Annotated in this window: 16 protein-coding genes and 1 tRNA gene; 11 read left to right on the top strand and 6 right to left on the bottom strand. The window is 68.3% G+C overall.

The window, feature by feature from the left end; genetic code table 11:
* The first annotated feature begins 225 nt into the window (after positions 1–225).
* The gene (locus tag ACQ86M_RS14635; protein ID WP_431245956.1) at positions 226–897 is read left to right on the top strand and encodes a M15 family metallopeptidase; all 672 of its coding nucleotides are present in this window, start codon (positions 226–228) and stop codon (positions 895–897) included.
* On the opposite strand, the gene pgm is transcribed toward ACQ86M_RS14635, so the two are convergent.
* Entirely contained in the window at positions 898–2,517 is a 1,620-nt protein-coding gene (gene pgm / locus ACQ86M_RS14630) for a phosphoglucomutase (alpha-D-glucose-1,6-bisphosphate-dependent) (protein WP_431245955.1), read from the bottom strand.
* A 57-nt stretch (positions 2,518–2,574) separates the two neighbouring features.
* On the opposite strand from pgm, the gene pheA reads away from it, so the two are divergent.
* From pheA to ACQ86M_RS14615, 3 genes are all read left to right on the top strand, one after another.
* Entirely contained in the window at positions 2,575–3,576 is a 1,002-nt protein-coding gene (gene pheA / locus ACQ86M_RS14625) for a prephenate dehydratase (RefSeq protein WP_431245954.1), read from the top strand.
* A 33-nt stretch (positions 3,577–3,609) separates the two neighbouring features.
* Positions 3,610–4,218, top strand: a complete 609-nt coding sequence (locus ACQ86M_RS14620) for a hypothetical protein (protein ID WP_431245953.1) — start codon at positions 3,610–3,612, stop codon at positions 4,216–4,218.
* 311 nt (positions 4,219–4,529) lie between these two features.
* Positions 4,530–5,534 carry an SGNH/GDSL hydrolase family protein gene (locus ACQ86M_RS14615; protein ID WP_431245952.1) on the top strand — a complete coding sequence of 335 codons (1,005 nt, stop codon included), beginning with the start codon at positions 4,530–4,532 and terminating at the stop codon, positions 5,532–5,534.
* A 19-nt stretch (positions 5,535–5,553) separates the two neighbouring features.
* On the opposite strand, the gene ACQ86M_RS14610 is transcribed toward ACQ86M_RS14615, so the two are convergent.
* A complete protein-coding gene (locus tag ACQ86M_RS14610) occupies positions 5,554–6,591 on the bottom strand; it encodes a diacylglycerol/lipid kinase family protein (protein ID WP_431245951.1) in 1,038 nt (345 codons plus the stop codon).
* A gap of 38 nt (positions 6,592–6,629) precedes the next feature.
* Between ACQ86M_RS14610 and serS the strand changes: the two genes are divergently transcribed.
* The 3 genes from serS (at position 6,630) to ACQ86M_RS14595 (ending at position 10,096) form a co-directional block, all read left to right on the top strand.
* Positions 6,630–7,895, top strand: coding sequence for a serine--tRNA ligase (serS, locus tag ACQ86M_RS14605; RefSeq protein WP_431245950.1), 1,266 nt, complete (start codon positions 6,630–6,632; stop codon positions 7,893–7,895).
* Positions 7,892–8,695: an HAD family hydrolase gene (locus tag ACQ86M_RS14600; RefSeq protein ID WP_431245949.1), complete on the top strand. Its 804-nt coding sequence runs from the start codon at positions 7,892–7,894 to the stop codon at positions 8,693–8,695. The genes serS and ACQ86M_RS14600 overlap by 4 nt, the downstream gene beginning before the upstream one ends.
* A 111-nt stretch (positions 8,696–8,806) precedes the next feature.
* Positions 8,807–10,096, top strand: coding sequence for an LCP family protein (locus tag ACQ86M_RS14595; RefSeq protein ID WP_431245948.1), 1,290 nt, complete (start codon positions 8,807–8,809; stop codon positions 10,094–10,096).
* Positions 10,097–10,163: 67 nt separating this feature from the next.
* Here the strand turns inward: ACQ86M_RS14595 and ACQ86M_RS14590 are convergent, their stop codons facing one another.
* Complete coding sequence (locus ACQ86M_RS14590) at positions 10,164–10,577, bottom strand: hypothetical protein (RefSeq protein ID WP_431245947.1); 414 nt, start codon at positions 10,575–10,577, stop codon at positions 10,164–10,166.
* Between the two features lie 115 nt (positions 10,578–10,692).
* Here ACQ86M_RS14590 and ACQ86M_RS14585 point away from each other — a divergent pair.
* Positions 10,693–10,780: transfer RNA gene (locus ACQ86M_RS14585), tRNA-Ser, on the top strand.
* Positions 10,781–10,963: 183 nt separating this feature from the next.
* Positions 10,964–11,170, top strand: coding sequence for a hypothetical protein (locus tag ACQ86M_RS14580; RefSeq protein ID WP_185275410.1), 207 nt, complete (start codon positions 10,964–10,966; stop codon positions 11,168–11,170).
* Here ACQ86M_RS14580 and ACQ86M_RS14575 read toward each other — a convergent pair.
* The 3 genes from ACQ86M_RS14575 to ACQ86M_RS14565 are packed head-to-tail and all read right to left on the bottom strand — an operon-like array spanning position 11,126 to position 12,868.
* The gene (locus ACQ86M_RS14575) at positions 11,126–12,274 is read right to left on the bottom strand and encodes a site-specific integrase (protein WP_185275409.1); all 1,149 of its coding nucleotides are present in this window, start codon (positions 12,272–12,274) and stop codon (positions 11,126–11,128) included. The genes ACQ86M_RS14580 and ACQ86M_RS14575 overlap by 45 nt on opposite strands.
* Positions 12,275–12,287: 13 nt before the next feature.
* Entirely contained in the window at positions 12,288–12,506 is a 219-nt protein-coding gene (locus tag ACQ86M_RS14570) for a hypothetical protein (RefSeq protein WP_431245946.1), read from the bottom strand.
* Positions 12,488–12,868 carry a helix-turn-helix domain-containing protein gene (locus ACQ86M_RS14565; RefSeq protein WP_431245945.1) on the bottom strand — a complete coding sequence of 127 codons (381 nt, stop codon included), beginning with the start codon at positions 12,866–12,868 and terminating at the stop codon, positions 12,488–12,490. Before ACQ86M_RS14565 ends, ACQ86M_RS14570 begins: the two co-directional genes overlap by 19 nt.
* A 775-nt stretch (positions 12,869–13,643) precedes the next feature.
* On the opposite strand from ACQ86M_RS14565, the gene ACQ86M_RS14560 reads away from it, so the two are divergent.
* Positions 13,644–14,393 carry a sigma factor gene (locus ACQ86M_RS14560; RefSeq protein WP_185275406.1) on the top strand — a complete coding sequence of 250 codons (750 nt, stop codon included), beginning with the start codon at positions 13,644–13,646 and terminating at the stop codon, positions 14,391–14,393.
* A complete protein-coding gene (locus ACQ86M_RS14555; protein WP_185275405.1) occupies positions 14,390–15,490 on the top strand; it encodes a hypothetical protein in 1,101 nt (366 codons plus the stop codon). Before ACQ86M_RS14560 ends, ACQ86M_RS14555 begins: the two co-directional genes overlap by 4 nt.
* Positions 15,491–15,494: the final 4 nt, after the last annotated feature.

Genomic DNA, 15,494 nt, shown 5'->3' with positions numbered 1-15,494 from the left:
GGCTAGGCTCGGCCCCGTGAGTCTGGGGGCGCCCGCGAACGGCGGGCTGGAGCAGCGCGCCTGGCCCGCGCGGGCGGCGCGCTGGCGGCCGTGCTGGTGCTCGCGGCCTGTGCGTCGGGGAGCCCGTCGGCCGCGCCGGCGAGCCACCGCCCGACGCCGTCGCGCTCGGCGTCGTCGCCGCGGCCGACTGGGTCGCCGACGCCCACCGCGAGTCCAGCGCCCACCATGTCCTCACCCAGCCCCACGCCGCCGGCCGGTGCCACGCCGACGCCCGGAGCGGCCGGCTTCGACAAGGCGGCGCAGTCCACGAGCGACCCCGCGAGCCTGTGGGTCGTCGTCAACAAGCCGCGGGCTCTGAGCCCGGTCACATACGTCCCGCCCGACCTGACGTACCCCGACGTGCCGAACATCAACCACCAGCCGATGCGCCAGGCGACCGCCGCGGCGCTCGTCTCGATGTTCCACGCGGGCAAGGCGGAGGCCGGGCTCGACCTCACGGTGCAGAGCGCCTACCGCTCGTTCGAGTCGCAGACCCGCGTGTACGACGACGACGTCGCGCACAACGGAAAAGCGTATGCGGACACGGACACGGCGCGGCCGGGACACAGCGAGCACCAGACCGGCCTCGCGGTCGACATCAGCGCGATCCCCGCGAAGTGCTCCCTCGACGCGTGCTTCGGCGACACACCGCAGGGCCGCTGGCTGGCGGCGAATGCGTGGCGCTTCGGCTTCCTGCTGCGGTATCCCGCCGACAAGGTCGCCGTCACCGGGTTCACCTACGAGCCGTGGCACTTCCGCTACATCGGCGTCCCGCTCGCGACGGAACTCCACCGCACGGGCGTGACCACCCTCGAGGAGTTCTTCGGCATCCCGGGCGGCACCTCCTACCCGGGCTGATCAGCCGCCGAGGGCATCCCCCACGATCCGCTTGGCCTCCTCCTGCACCTCGCGCAGGTTCTCCTCGCCCGCGAACGACTCGGCGTAGATCTTGTAGACGTTCTCCGTGCCGGAGGGGCGCGCGGCGAACCACGCCTTCTCCGTCTGCACCTTCACGCCGCCGAGCGGAGCGTCGTTGCCCGGCGCGCGGCTGAGCTTCGCGGTGATCGGCTCGCCGGCCAGCTCGGTCGCGGTGATGGCGTCTCCGTCGAGCTTCGACAGCGCAGCCTTCTGCTCGGGGCTCGCGGGCGCATCCACCCGCTGGTAGACCGGGTCGCCGAAGCGCTCGGTCAGCTCGCGGTACAGCTCGGACGGCGACCTGCCGGTCACCGCGCGGATCTCACTGGCGAGCAGGGCGAGCAGGATGCCGTCCTTGTCGGTCGTCCAGGCCGTGCCGTCGAAGCGCAGGAACGACGCGCCGGCGCTCTCCTCGCCGCCGAAGCCGACGGTCCCGTCGATGAGGCCCGGGACGAACCACTTGAAGCCGACCGGGACCTCCCACAGGCGGCGGCCCAGCGACTCGGCGACCCGGTCGATGATCGACGACGACACGAGGGTCTTGCCGACCGCCGCATCCTTCCGCCACTCGGTGCGGGTGCGGAACAGGTAGTCGATCGCGACCGCGAGGTAGTGGTTCGGATTCATCAGGCCGCCGTCGGGCGTGACGATGCCGTGCCGGTCCGCGTCCGCGTCATTGCCGGTCAGGATGTCGAAGTCGGCTCGCCGCGCGACCACGGAGGCCATCGCCGAGGGGCTCGACGGATCCATGCGGATCTTGCCGTCCCAGTCGAGCGTCATGAAGCCCCAGGCCGGGTCGACCTCCGGATTCACCACGGTCAGGTCGAGGTCGTAGCGCTCGGCGATCGCCTGCCAGTAGTGCACGCTCGCGCCGCCCAGCGGGTCGGCGCCGATTTTGATTCCGCTGTCTTTGATCGCCTTCACGTCGATGATGTTCTCGAGGTCGTCGACGTAGTGCCCACGGAAGTCGTACGTCTCGACACCGGACGGCTCGGCCATCCGCACCTCGGTCATCCCGTTCGCGATGATCTCGTTCGCGCGCTTGGCGATCCAGCTCGTGGCGTCGGTGTCGGCCGGGCCGCCGTGCGGCGGGTTGTACTTGAAGCCGCCGTCGCGCGGCGGGTTGTGGCTCGGGGTGACGACGATGCCGTCCGCCTGGTCGCCATGGCCCTGCCGGTTGTAGCGGATGATCGCGTGCGACACCGCGGGCGTCGGCACCCAGTCGTCGAACTCGTCGACGAGCACGCGCACCTCGTTTCCGACCAGCACCGCGAGTGCGGTCGTGGTGGCGAACTCGCTGAGGAGGTGCGTGTCCGCTCCGATGAACAGCGGGCCGGTGATGCCCTGGCTGTTGCGGTACTCCACGATGGCCTGCGTCGTCGCGGCGATGTGGTCCTCGTTGAACGCCGTGTCGAGCGACGAGCCGCGGTGACCCGAGGTGCCGAACACCACGCGCTGCTCCGGGATGCTGACATCCGGCTTCAGCTCGTAGTACGCGCGCCGCAGGGCGTCGACGTCGATCAGGTCGGAAGGCTGGGCGGGGGTTCCGGCTCGTTCGTCCATGCCCCTACTCTTCCACGGCGCGCGGGCCGAGCCAACGGCCTCGCTAAGCTGAGCGTCATGTCTCCCGCCCCTGCCGACGACCGCGGCGGTGCGCCCGCCGAGCTGCCCGCCTCGCTGGACGACGTGTACAGCTTCCTCGGGCCGTCCGGAACGTTCACGGAGGCGGCGCTCAAGCAGGTGCCGGAGGCGCGCGGCAAGCAGTGGCGCGCGGTCAACAACCTGGGCGAGGCGCTCGCCGATGTGGTCGAAGGGCGCAGCGTCGCGGCCATGATCGCGATCGAGAACTCGATCGAGGGCGGTGTCTCGGTCGCCCAGGACGCGCTGGCCACCATCCCGGGCCTGCGGATCATCGGCGAGTACCTCGTCCCGGTGAACTTCGTCCTCGTGGCGCGCCCCGGCACGACGCTCGCGGACGTGCGCACGGTGAACGCGCACCCGGTCGCGTACGCCCAGTGCCACCAGTGGCTGGACGCGCACCTGCCCGACCACGGGCACCTGCCGGCCTCCAGCAACGTCGCGGCCGCGGCCTCGCTCTTCGAGGGCAGCGCGGCGGATGCGGCCATCGCGCCGCCCGGGATCGTCGACCACCACGACGTGGTCGTGCTGGCGGAGGACATCGGCGACAACGAGAACGCGGTCACCCGCTTCGTGCTGGTGAGCACGACGCGCAGCGTGCCGGAGCCGACCGGAGCCGACAAGACCAGCCTGATCGCCGAGCTGCCCGATGACCGGCCCGGTAGCCTCCTCGATCTGCTGGAGCAGTTCTCCACGCGCGGGGTCAACCTGAGCCTCATCGAGTCGCGGCCGGTCGGCGACGCCCTGGGCCGCTACCGTTTCGTCATCGACGCCGACGGGCACATCCGCGACGAGCGGGTGGCGGACGCCCTGCTCGGGCTGCGGCGGTTCAGTCCGTCGGTCATGTTCCTCGGGTCGTATCCCCGCGCAGACGGCGTCCCGGTCGCGTTCGACCAGCGCTACCGCGACGAGGTGTTCACCGAGGCTCGGGAGTGGCTCGCGTCGCTCACGGAGGACGGCCCGGAGGGCACCCGGTCGGCGTAGGCTGCGGAGCAGCAGCACGATCGGGAGGTCAGCATGGTCGCCGAAGAGCATGACGACAGCGGTCGGGCCGGCGGATTCGATCCGCGCTTCGACCCGTCGTTCCAGCGCGGCTACCAGCCGCAGCCCGGCGAGCGGACGCGCACCCGCGTCCGCGGCGAGGCTCCGGATCCGTCATACCGGCGGCCCGCGCCGGCGCTGCGCACTGCCGAGACGCCCATGGTGGAACCCGCGCCGTTCGAGCGCGAGGCGTCCGTGGCTTCGGTCGACCCCATCGACGCGGTCTCCTGGGCGCCGGAGGAGGCCCCGGCCCTGACGAACGCGGCCGTCGTGGTCGCTCAGCCCGGCATCCTGAGCCGTCTCGAGGTGAGCCCGCGGCGCAACGTGCTGATCCTGGCCCTCTGGATCGTCGGCGTCGGCTTCGTGGTGCTCGGCATCGTGCTCTACTGCATCTCCGTCACCTCGTCGTACAGCGGCCCCACCCCCAGCAGCGACGTCGGATCGCTCGTCTTCGCCCAGCTGGGCTGGATGCTCGCGGGGCCGCTGATCACCGTCGGGCTGCTCACCGTGGTCGGGCTGCTCTTCCTCAACGCGCTCGCCGGGCGCGGCGCGCGCGAGAGCGGCTCCGAGGAGGGTGAGTTCTAAGAATTCTTTGCTCCCGCGTCATGATTTCAGTCGTGACGCATCTGTCTAGGTAAGAGCATCACCAGACAGTAGGGAGTCACGATGCAGAACCCCACGCGCGCCCGGAGCGCACGACAACGATCGGTCGATCGGCGGAGGGTCCGGGCCGCATGGTCCGCAGCGGCCGCCCTGGCGGTCGTCGCCGGCGTCGCAGTAATGCCCGCTCAGGGTGCGGCTGCGGCGTCCGGCTCGTACGTCGCTCTGGGCGACTCGTACGCGGCAGGCCAGGGGTCGGCGATGCCACCGGCTCGCACGCGGGCTGCCTGCAGACGATGCAGAACTATCCCCACACGGCAGCCGCTCGCGCGGGATTGGAGCTGACCGACGTCAGTTGCACCGACGCGACGATCGCCGACCTCTTCGCGCCGAAGAAAGATGTTCCGGCGCAGACGGATGCGCTCAGCGCGTCGACGTCGGTGGTCTCGCTGACGATCGGCGGAAACGACCTCGGCTTCGCTTCCGTGCTGCAGTCGTGCCTCGCCGCGAGTGCGCAGGGTCCACTGCTGAGCGGTGAGGCGTCCTGCCGGGCCAAGTACACCGTCGGCGGCGTGGACACGCTGAGCAAGAAGGTCACGGATCGGGTGGCCCCGGCGCTTCGTGACGCCGTGACGCGCATCCGCGCCAAGGCGCCGAACGCGCGCGTCGTCGTGGTCGGCTACCCGGCCCTGATGCCCGATGCGGTTCACACCCCCGCCGGCGGATGCTTCGCCTCGCTCAAACTCTTCGGGACGAGCTTCCCGTACGCCACGGCCGACCTCGCCTACATGAACAGCGTGCAGTCGACCCTCGATGTGCAGTCGAAGGCTGCGGCAGAGGCCGCCGGCGCCGATTACGTGTCGCTGATGGGCAACACGTTCGACCACTCGAGCTGCTCCGCCAGCCCGTACCTCAATCCGGTCGAGCTGTCCGGCCTGAGCGCGTCGCCCGCGAACCTGCACCCGAACGCGACCGGGCTCGCCTATGCGGGCCAGGCCGTCGGAAACGTCCTCGCGGCGCCGCGTGGCTTCCAGGGAGTCACGGGCATCGTGGTGCCGCTGGGCGGCAGCGAGTTCGAGTTGCAGATCACCGTTCCGAACGCGACGCTGTTCACCACGCCGGAGGTGACCGCCCAGCTGAACGGCTACTACCTCTCGCACGTGAGCGGCGAGTTCGGCTGGTATCTCGGGGTGCGGCAGGTCGGCGACGGTCGCGTCTACCACCAGTCGCTCACGCTGAAGCCGGGGGATTCCGTGCAGCTCCGGACGGCTTCCGGCGCCATCCAGAAGCTGACGAGGTAGGTCCGGTGCGCCGGAGCCGTCAGTTCGAGGCGGCGGGCGCCTTCACCCGCAGCGCTCGCTCATCGACGCGGAGGTCGAGGGCGAGGATCTCGCCGAAGGCGTCCCCGTCGAGTTCGAACGGCTCCGGCGCATCCACCTCCAGCTGCACCGACGCGCCGCGCAGGTAGCTGAGGCGCGTGCGCACCGCGCGGTCGGTGAAGCGGATGATCCGGCGGCCCACGGAGGACCTGCGCAGCACGCGGTTCTCCCAGGTCACCTTGCGCCAGATCGCCAGCCAGCCGAACACCGTCGCGGGCTGCAGCACCGCGACGTCGAGCAGGCCGTCGTCGATCGCGCCGTCCGGGATCAGCTCGATGTTGCCCGGCAGCGCGCCGCAGTTGGCGATCAGGATGGTGCTGACGTGGGCCGACCGCACGTGGCCGCGGTCGAGGCGGTACCGCACCTGGACCTTGCTCGACGTGGGAAAGGCGCGGAACGCCGCATCCACGTAGGCGAGCCAGCCGAAGCGGCGCTTCAGCCCGGGCTTCGCCGCCTCGATCATCGCCGCATCGATCCCGACGCCCGCCATCACCAGGAACGCGTGCTCGGTGACGGAGCCGTCGGGACGTCGGGCTTCGGCGATTCCGATGTCGATGCGCCGGGTCTCGCTCCCGAACGCCACGGCGCAGGCGTTCTCCACGCTCGAGAACGGGATGCCGAGGTTGCGCGCGAGAAGGTTGCCCGTGCCGCCGGGGATGACCGCGAGGGTCGCATCCTGATCCCGCAGCGCCTCCGCGACCGCTCGCACCGTTCCGTCGCCGCCCGCGGCGAGCACCAGGGTCGCGCCGCGCGCGAGCGCCTCCCGGGCCTGCGCCTGACCTCCGTCCTCCGGAGTGGTCTCGAGCCAGAGCAGCTCGACACCGCTCGGCTCGCCGGCCGCGCCGGCCGCGTCCACCGCGCCGGCCGCAGCGGCCGCAGCCTCCACGGCCGCCCGAACGCGGGGCACGTCCACCCGGATCGGGTTGTAGACGACGGCCACCACCGTGCGACCCCGCCCGCCCCGTCCGTTCACCCCCATCACGCTACCTGTTCGGCCCCGGTCGATAAGCTGGTCAGGTGATCGATCCCGTGCTCCTCCGCGAGAACCCCGATGTCGTCCGCCGCTCGCAGGAGGCCCGCGGCGACTCCGTGCAGCTCGTCGACGAGGCCATCCAGGCCGACGTGGAGCGCCGCGCGGCCATCACGGCGTTCGAGGAGCTCCGCGCCGAGCAGAACGCGTTCGGCAAGACCGTCGCCAAAGCGCCCAAGGAGCAGAAGAAGGAGCTCGTCGCCCAGGCGCAGCAGCTCGCCGGGCGGGTCAAGGAGGCGCAGCAGGCCGCCAACGAAGCGGATGCGCGCTTCGAGCAGCTGGTCCGCAGCATCGGCAACCCGATCGTCGAGGGCGTGCCCGCGGGCGGCGAAGACGACTTCGTCGTGCTCAAGACCGTCGGCGACATCCCCGCGTTCGACTTCGAGGCGCGCGACCACCTCGAGCTCGGCGAACTGCTGGGTGCCATCGACATGGCCCGCGGCGCGAAGGTCGCCGGTGCCCGCTTCTCGTACCTGCGCGGCATCGGCGCGCGCCTCGAGCTCGCGCTGATGAACATGGCGCTCGACAAGGCGCTGCAGAACGACTTCATCCCGATGATCACGCCGACCCTGGTGAAGCCGTCGATCATGCAGGGCACCGGCTTCCTCGGCGCGCACGCCGACGAGGTCTACCACCTCGAGAACGACGACCTGTATCTGACCGGTACCAGCGAGGTCGCCCTCGCCGGCTACCACTCCGACGAGATCATCGAGGTGGACGCGCCCCTGCGGTACGCGGGCTGGTCCACTTGCTACCGGCGCGAGGCGGGCTCGGCGGGCAAGGACACCCGCGGCATCATCCGCGTCCACCAGTTCGACAAGCTCGAGATGTTCGTCTACACCCGGCCCGAGGAGGCGGAGGCCGAGCACGAGCGCCTGCTCGGCTGGCAGGAGGAGATGATGCAGGCGCTGGGGCTCAGCTACCGCGTCATCGACACCGCCGCCGGCGACCTCGGCTCGAGCGCCGCCCGCAAGTACGACGTCGAGGCGTGGATCCCGACGCAGGGACGCTACCGCGAGCTCACCTCCACCTCGAACTGCACGACGTTCCAGGCGCGCCGCCTCGACATCCGCTACCGCACCGACAGCGGCAAGACCGCGCCGGTGGCGACCCTCAATGGGACGCTCGCGACGACGCGCTGGCTGGTCGCCATCCTCGAGACGCATCAGCAGGAGGACGGATCGGTCCGCGTCCCCGAGCCGCTGCGCCCGTACCTCGGCGGACTCGAACTGCTGGAGCCGATCTCCCGGTGAGCGGCGACGACCGCCTCCTCATCGCGCTCGATGTCGACGGCACCCTGATCCACGAGGACGAGACGATCGGCGACGCCGTGCGCGCCGCCGTCGACCGGGTGCGCGACGCCGGTCACGAGGTCATGCTCGCCACCGGCCGCAGCTGGGAGACCGCGCGGCCCATCCACGAGGAGTTCGGCCTGACCAGCGAGTTCGTCGTCTGCGCGAACGGAGCGCTCACGATGAAGCGCGACGCCTCTATCGAGGGCGGCTACCGCCGTGAGTTCATCGAGGTGTTCGACCCGTCGGAGGTGCTGCAGACCATGCGGCCGCACCTGCCCAGCGGCAGCTTCATGGTCGAAGGCCCCACCGGCTTCCGCCGCTACACCGAGGGCATGACCGACTGGGAGCTGGTGAACGCCGAGGAGGTGCCGTTCGACGAGCTGCTGAAGCACCCCGCGACGCGGGTCGTCGTGGTGTCGCCCGAGCACGACACGGAGGAGTTCCTCTCCATCGTCGACCGGATGGGCCTCCAGCGCGTCAGCTACTCCATCGGATGGACGGCGTGGCTCGACATCTCGCCCGACGGCGTGAGCAAGGCGACGGCGATGGAGCGGGTGCGGCACGCGCTCGATATCCCCGCCTCCCGCGTGGTCGCCGTCGGAGACGGGCGCAACGACCTCGAACTGCTCGAGTGGGCGGGCGCCGAAGGGCTGAGCGTCGCCATGGGGCAGGCGCCCGACGAGGTCAAGGCGGCAGCGTCCCGCTCCACCGCGACCGTCGTAGAGGACGGCCTCGCGCACGTGCTCGACGCGCTCTGAACGCGCCCTTTGAGAGCATTTCCAGCCTCCCGTGTCAAGCTTTACGACGGCGTGCGCCTTTTTCCGGTGCGCGCATGTGAACGTGAACGCGGCCCGACCGGAAGGAAGTGAATGAGCGAGATGCCCACCCGCGCGCAAGCGCGAGCGCAGGAGAAGACGGCTGGACCAGCGGTCCGTCACGGACGACTGAAGCAGCATCACCCGCTCAAGGCACTCCTCAAGATCTTCGTCGCGGTGGTCGCCGTCTTCGGCATCACCGGCGTCTCGCTCGCGGCCTACGCGGCGGTGGATGTGGCGTCCAGCGTGAAGAAGTCCGTGAAGCTGGTCGACGCCAAGGGCCATGAGGTCACGCCGAGCGTCGGCGCGATGAACGGCGCGTTCAACGTCCTCCTGGCGGGTAGCGACTCCGGCGGCGGCAACGCGGCCTACGGCGACCGCGAAGAGAACCTCAACGACGTGACGATGCTGCTGCACGTCTCCGCGGATCACAAGAACGCGACCGTCGTCAGCTTCCCCCGCGACATGTACGTCGCCATCCCGTCGTGCCCTGACCCCAAGGGCGGCAGCTACGACGCGATGAGCCGCCAGAAGATCAACAACTCGCTGAGCTACGGCGGCCTGGCCTGCACCGTGCTGACGGTCGAGAAGCTGACCGGGCTTGACATCCCGTACGCCGGTGTCATCCAGTTCGACGGCGTCATCGAGATGTCCAACGCCGTCGGCGGGGTGCCGGTCTGCGTCGCCGGCAACATCGAGGACCCGTACACCGGCCTGAACGTGAAGGCCGGTCAGAACACGCTGCAGGGCGCCCAGGCGCTCGCCTTCCTGCGCACGCGTCACGGCGTCGGCGACGGCTCGGACCTCGGCCGCATCAGCAACCAGCAGGTGTTCCTGTCGTCGCTCGTGCGCACCATCAAGAGCGCGGACGTGCTGACCAACCCGGTGAAGCTGTACGGCATCGCCAAGGCGGCCACCAGCAACATCACGCTGTCGGACAGCCTCAACAGCCCGACCACGATCGTCTCGATGGCCATGGCCCTCAAGAACATCGACATCAGCAAGGTCGTCTTCGTGCAGTACCCGAACCACTACCAGGGCGACGGTGTGGTGCCGACGGAGGATGCGGCCGATCAGCTGATGGGCGCGCTCAAGAACGACCAGCCCGTGACCCTGACCGGTGACACGGGCGTGGGCTCGGAGGCCGACCCGAACGCCGCCGGCCAGGCACCGGCCACGCAGGCGCCCGCTACGCAGGCACCGGCCACCCAGGCGCCGGCCACCCAGGCACCGACCGACGGCACGACGCAGGCGGCGGGCGACGGCTCCGGCGTCCAGCTGCCCTCGGATGTGCACGGCCAGACGGCGGCGCAGTACACCTGCTCCAAGCCGTTCCAGGACTGAGCGCTTCCGCCACTCCCGGACATGACGATGCCCCGCCTCCTTCGGAGACGGGGCATCGCCGGTTCGGTTACTTCTTGTTGATGTTGTAGACGACCGTGCCGCCCGTTCCGCTGAGGTCGACGGTCCACTTCGAGCTCGTGAACGTGTCCTCGTCGGCAGCCGTGAAACCGGCCTCGGTCAGCTTCTTCGAGGCGTCCGCCTGCGCGTCCTTGCTCGAGCCGTTGATCGTCAGCTCGAAAGTGCCCTTCGCCTCGTCGCCGGTCGCGTGAGCGTTCGAGTACTGCGTGAGGTACGGGATCTCGGTCGGGAGGCCGGAGATGGTCTGGTTCTTGCCCCATTCGAGGTTGAGGCCGCCGCCCGCGGCGGAGGAGCTCGTCGTCTTCACGTCGGACGTCGTCTGGCTGACGCACGCGGTGAGCGAACCCACGGTGAGAGCGGCGAGTAGAGCTGCCGGGACGATGAGGCTCTTCTTCAGGGACATGGTTCTCCTTCTCTGGATTGCAACTCGCTTGGTTACACCAGTAATGACGTCGTTCCCCCGGAATCGTGACGCGACGGACGCTAGAATCGGGCGACGCCGGTTCGCCCCGGCGCCGGGAGGGCTGTCCGAGTGGCCGATGGAGCCAGTCTTGAAAACTGGTGGGCAGAAATGTCTCGTGGGTTCGAATCCCACGCCCTCCGCCAACGAATGGGGGCCTCGATCCCAGTAAATGACTGGGATCGAGTCTTTGCTGCCAGACCTGCGGCGCTCGACTTGACAACAAACTGACAACAAGCGCCGCTGCGAGTTGGTGATCCGGGGCGTCTTTCTGCGATCGCGGGCGTCGCAAATGGCCGATTGTCAGCGGCTACCGCTTCAATGTGGACATGATCGATGTCGGCTGGCTTCTCGATACGTGGCGCGCTGCCCGGTGGGAAGCGATCGTCATGATCTGGAACGCGATCGTGGCAGACGTCATCGCCTATCCGTGGTTCGTTTTCGTGCTCGCTGTCGTTGTCCTAGGGGCCGGCGTCAAAGGATTGGGCAAGCTAGCCAAGTACGTTGGCGGCGCTTACTGGTCTGCTCACCACTGAAGTCTGCCGCTCCGCGAGATGCGGTCGTGCCACAGAACGTCTGGCTGCGCCGTCCAGAGCTTCAGCTACCGCGTCCAGGTCGTCGTCGAAGAGGTCCGCGTAAACGTCCAGCGTCATCGCGGCTGAGGCGTGGCCGAGCATCCTTTGGACCGCCTTCACGTTGGCTCCCGCGCTCACGGCGAGGCTGGCGGCGGTGTGCCGCAGGTCGTGGACGGTCATCGGGTCAAGGCCGGCCCTGTCGAGTGCGCTCTTGAACCATGTCCGTTGACCCCGTGTGGCGCGCTTCATGTGCTCACCGAACCGGCCGGAAAACAGCAGCTCGTTCGGCTCCTTGCCTGCGGCTGCGCCGGCCAGCGCGTCGAGGAGGAATGCCGGGAACGGCACCGACCTACGCTTGTGGCTCTTCGGGGTTCCGACGATGGTGGCAGGACCAACCTCTACCGCGTTTTCCGAGATGGCGAGTCGGCGGCGAGTGAAGTCGACGTCGCGCACGCGGAGGGCGATGACTTCGCCCCAGCGAAGGCCGGTGTAAGCCAGTAGGAGAACGAGGGCTTCGTGCTTGCCGCTGGCGTAGGCGAGGTCGTGAACCTGTTGGTGGGTGAGGTATCGGTGAGCGCGAGGAACCTTACGGGGCAATCGCGATCCGCGGGCTACGTTGACCGGCACGCGCCGGTCCTTCACGGCGATGTCCAGGATTCCGGCAAGCACACCGAACGCCCGCAAGACGGTCGTAGCGGACCTTTCAGCGCTCAAAGACGAAACCCAGGCCTGGACATCCGAGTGTCGTACATCACCGACAGGGACGCGTCCCCAACGCGGCTCGACCTGGAGTCGCCACGCGATCTCGAGCGGTCGGAGCGAGGACGGTTTGAGGTGAGTCTGGTTGGCTAGCCACTCAACGCCGAGGGATGCGATCGTCACCCTCGCCGCACTTGCATCGATGTACTCGCCGCGCGCTTTGTTCGTCTCGACCGTGGCTAAGTAGAGCTCGGCTTCTCGCTTCGTCTTGAATCCGCGCTTCGTGGTCTGACGGTGATCAGGGGTGCGGTACATGACGCGATAGCGTCGACCACCGGCAGACTCATACGACAGAACGCTGCCCATCTCGCCCTCCTCTTTAGGGTGCTGCCACCTCTTCGATGCCCGCAGAGGTGAGAAGCGCTGCGACGCGCTCCAGCTCGCGCTCGACCAGCTCCAGGCGCGCCTCGACGTTTGAGTCGAAGGTGAGATCAGAGTCTCCGGACGCCGCTCCGACGTCGCGAACGATCCGGAGGCGGTCGAACTCACGTCGAAGGGTCCCGAGTTCGCGAAGCGAGTTCAGGACGGAGATGTCCACGCGTTCGGCGGCCAATCGGGGCCGATATGAACTCGAGGGGTGGCTGAAAGCCAGCAATCGAATTCGGCCACGGTCATTCCGTCGAAGTCTTCGCCGAGGTTTTGTAGGTCGAGTTTGTCGTCGGGCCGCCCGATTGGCGAGAGCAGCATGCTGATCGGCACGTCGAGGCCCCGCGCGATGTTCAGGAGCTGGCAAACGCTGATGTCGGCCTTCCTGCCGGATTCGATGTTCTCCAGGATCGCGGGGGTGATGTTCCCGCCAGGAATCGCCTCTGCCAGGTCGCTCGTCGTGCGAAATCCACGTTCACGTCGCGCCAGTCTGATGCGCGCACCGATGCTGGTCTCCGATCGAAAGTCTGCCATTTCGACAGCCTATCGCCACTTCTGTTGTCAAGTCACGGAATTCTTGCTATGGTCGTTTCAACAATTGCAGAACTCCTGAGTTGTCGAAACGGAGGAGATGAGATGACAGGAGAATTCATTCAGCCCGCTGAGGTGGTTGAACTCACCGGGCTGTCGATCGCAGCGCTCGCCCAACTCCGGTATCACGGTAAGGGCCCGCGTTTCTACAAGCCGACCCCACGCACTGTGCTCTACAAGCGGACGGAGGTGTTGGCATGGCTGGAAGCGAGCGCGCAGACGAGGACGGGAGCGTACGCGTAGTCGAGCCGCCGAAAGAGTTTCCCGGCGTCATTCAGGACTTCGTGGACGGATACCTCGTCCCGGTGGATCCGATGGGTGACCTGCAGTGCGAGAGCTGTGAGTAGAACAGCTGGTTCACCCCGGCGTGCCGCCCAAGCGCCACCCCTGTTCGGGGGTAGCGTGCGGCACCAAATGGAGCGGCTGATTCTTACCCTCTTCACCGTAACGCTGGCCTCGCTAAGCGAGTCAGGGCGGCGGTGACGCATCGTGGCTGAGACTCCCGAACTTCAGAGTCGAAGTCGCTTCTCCATCACCGAATCCGGGCGCGCCGCCCGAAGCCGATATCCCGGCGCACCTCGGCAAATCCAACCTTCCTCTCCAACCAGGGCACGTGTGCGCCCATTCGCGCTGACATAGCCCTGTTCTGACGAGCCGTCCTCGGCTCGAACCCGGTCCTTCGCAGTAGCCACTTCCATGCAAGGAAGGTTGTGATCACGTGGCTGGAGGAACCCACGTCCGCACGCGGACGGATGCCCTTCTCACGGAACTGCTCCGTGAAGTCGACATGTTGCGCCCGTACGTCCGCTTCCACTTCCGCGGCTGGCCGAATGAGGTCGACGCCGTTCTCCAGATCGCCCGAGAGACGGTCTGGCACCGCTGCTCGACGTTCGACCCAGAGCGTGGGTCGCCGCACGCCTTCGTGTTCGGGATCACCCGTCATGTAGTGCTTCGGGAGATCGAGCGGAAGTATGGCCCGACGGACGACGTCACTGTCGACTGCGACGTGGCGTCCGAATCGGACATCGACCCCCTCGAGGCGATGATTCGCCGCTTTGATGCGCACCGGTGGATGGTGCTGGTCGCCGATTACGTCGGCGCATCCGACTGGCACGTGATGAGCGACCTAAGCCTGGCAAGCGGTGACGCCGAGCGCGTGGCGGAAGCCCATCACCTGTCTAAGCGCAGTGTCCGCACGATCCGCGAGCGAGTGTGCCAGACCGCGCGAACTGTTCTGGCCGCCCTTGCGGCCGCGGACGCGGGGCTGCCGCTGACCGGATCCGTGATCGTGTCGTGCGTGCCCGAGATCGGTGGATTCCGCGAAGTCGCCGGGATGATCGGCGACGACGCGGACACAATCGCGGCGACCCTTCACATCCATCCCGGATCGGCGCGGGCACGGATCGCGACCGCGAAACGACTGTTGATGATCGCCCGGGACGTCCTCGAGCTGGAGGTGGCGGCATGATCGGCGCCGGCGCCGCGGCCGCTCATGCGGTGTCGCATCCAAAGACGACACGGAACCTCCTGATCGTCGCGGCGGTCATCGTGCTGGTCGTCCCCATCACGCTCGTCGCCGTTCCGGTCACCTTGGTGCTCGCGATGGGAGCCAACGAAATCGGTGGCGGCGGAGTGTGTGGTGGATCCGTCCCGTCGGTGGAGGCGGGCCAGAATGTGGGCGGGTACGGGCCAGATCAGTTGAAGATCGCCGCGACGATCATCACCGTCGGCCAGAAGATGAGCGTGGCCCCGCACGGGCAGACCCTCGCGCTGATGGTCGCGATCGGTGAGTCCGGCCTCCGCAACCTGGACCATGGCGACGCGGTGGACAACACCACAATCGGTGTCTTCCAGCAAGGCGCCAGCTACGGCACCCCTGCAGAGCGGATGGACCCAGCGACCGCGGCCGCCGCGTTCTACTCGCGCATGCTGCATGTGCCGGACTGGCAGACCCTCGCCCCGACCCTGGTCGCACACGCGGTCCAAATCAACGCCGACCCGAACCACTACGCCCCGTTCTGGACGCCCGCCGCGCAGCTCCTCGCCGCCCTGACGGGAGCAAGCGCCGGAGCGTGTCAGGTGCCAGCGGACGCTCGCGCGGCCGCCGCAGTCCTGGTCGGTGCGATCCAGGCGAAGAAGCTCAACTTCCTCGAACCCCGCTACCAGCAGCAGATCTTCAACATGGCTGACGGTACCGCCACGCCGGACTGCACCATCGACCCGCACATCCTCCAGTTAATCGTCGTCGCCGTCCAGTCCTTCCAGCAGGTCGGAGTCAGCGACCTCAACCGACGCTGCACCGGCATGACCCCAGGGGCGGGAACCGCGTCCGCGCACTGGAAGGGCAAGGCTGTCGACTTCTACGCGATCAACCGACAGTCCCTGACCGGCGCGGACCCGCTTTCCGTCCAGCTGATCCACGTCCTGGACCCGTACGCCCCGCATGGGTCAACGGCCGGTCAAAGCGACTGCCGGTCTCGCGCTCACGTGACGCTCGGCGTGCTTACGAACTTCACCAGCGACTTTCCCGATACCTGCAACCACCAGCACATTCAGGTGCCCTGACCAA

This window comes from Leifsonia xyli subsp. cynodontis (assembly GCF_050632205.1).
Lineage (GTDB): Bacteria > Actinomycetota > Actinomycetes > Actinomycetales > Microbacteriaceae > Leifsonia > Leifsonia xyli_D.
The sequence above is the reverse complement of the archived record's forward strand: the minus strand, read 5'-3'. Positions and strand labels throughout refer to the sequence as shown.

What these genes read in the sequence shown, in the direction of transcription:
- ACQ86M_RS14575 (WP_185275409.1), bottom strand. Translation starts at nt 12,274, where the DNA reads ATGGGCAGCGTTCTGTCGTATGAGTCTGCCGGTGGTCGACGCTATCGC.
- ACQ86M_RS14620 (WP_431245953.1), top strand. Translation starts at nt 3,610, where the DNA reads ATGGTCGCCGAAGAGCATGACGACAGCGGTCGGGCCGGCGGATTCGAT.
- ACQ86M_RS14580 (WP_185275410.1), top strand. Translation starts at nt 10,964, where the DNA reads ATGATCGATGTCGGCTGGCTTCTCGATACGTGGCGCGCTGCCCGGTGG.
- ACQ86M_RS14615 (WP_431245952.1), top strand. Translation starts at nt 4,530, where the DNA reads ATGCAGAACTATCCCCACACGGCAGCCGCTCGCGCGGGATTGGAGCTG.
- ACQ86M_RS14610 (WP_431245951.1), bottom strand. Translation starts at nt 6,591, where the DNA reads ATGGGGGTGAACGGACGGGGCGGGCGGGGTCGCACGGTGGTGGCCGTC.
- ACQ86M_RS14595 (WP_431245948.1), top strand. Translation starts at nt 8,807, where the DNA reads ATGAGCGAGATGCCCACCCGCGCGCAAGCGCGAGCGCAGGAGAAGACG.
- ACQ86M_RS14635 (WP_431245956.1), top strand. Translation starts at nt 226, where the DNA reads ATGTCCTCACCCAGCCCCACGCCGCCGGCCGGTGCCACGCCGACGCCC.
- pgm (WP_431245955.1), bottom strand. Translation starts at nt 2,517, where the DNA reads ATGGACGAACGAGCCGGAACCCCCGCCCAGCCTTCCGACCTGATCGAC.
- pheA (WP_431245954.1), top strand. Translation starts at nt 2,575, where the DNA reads ATGTCTCCCGCCCCTGCCGACGACCGCGGCGGTGCGCCCGCCGAGCTG.
- ACQ86M_RS14565 (WP_431245945.1), bottom strand. Translation starts at nt 12,868, where the DNA reads ATGGCAGACTTTCGATCGGAGACCAGCATCGGTGCGCGCATCAGACTG.
- ACQ86M_RS14590 (WP_431245947.1), bottom strand. Translation starts at nt 10,577, where the DNA reads ATGTCCCTGAAGAAGAGCCTCATCGTCCCGGCAGCTCTACTCGCCGCT.
- ACQ86M_RS14555 (WP_185275405.1), top strand. Translation starts at nt 14,390, where the DNA reads ATGATCGGCGCCGGCGCCGCGGCCGCTCATGCGGTGTCGCATCCAAAG.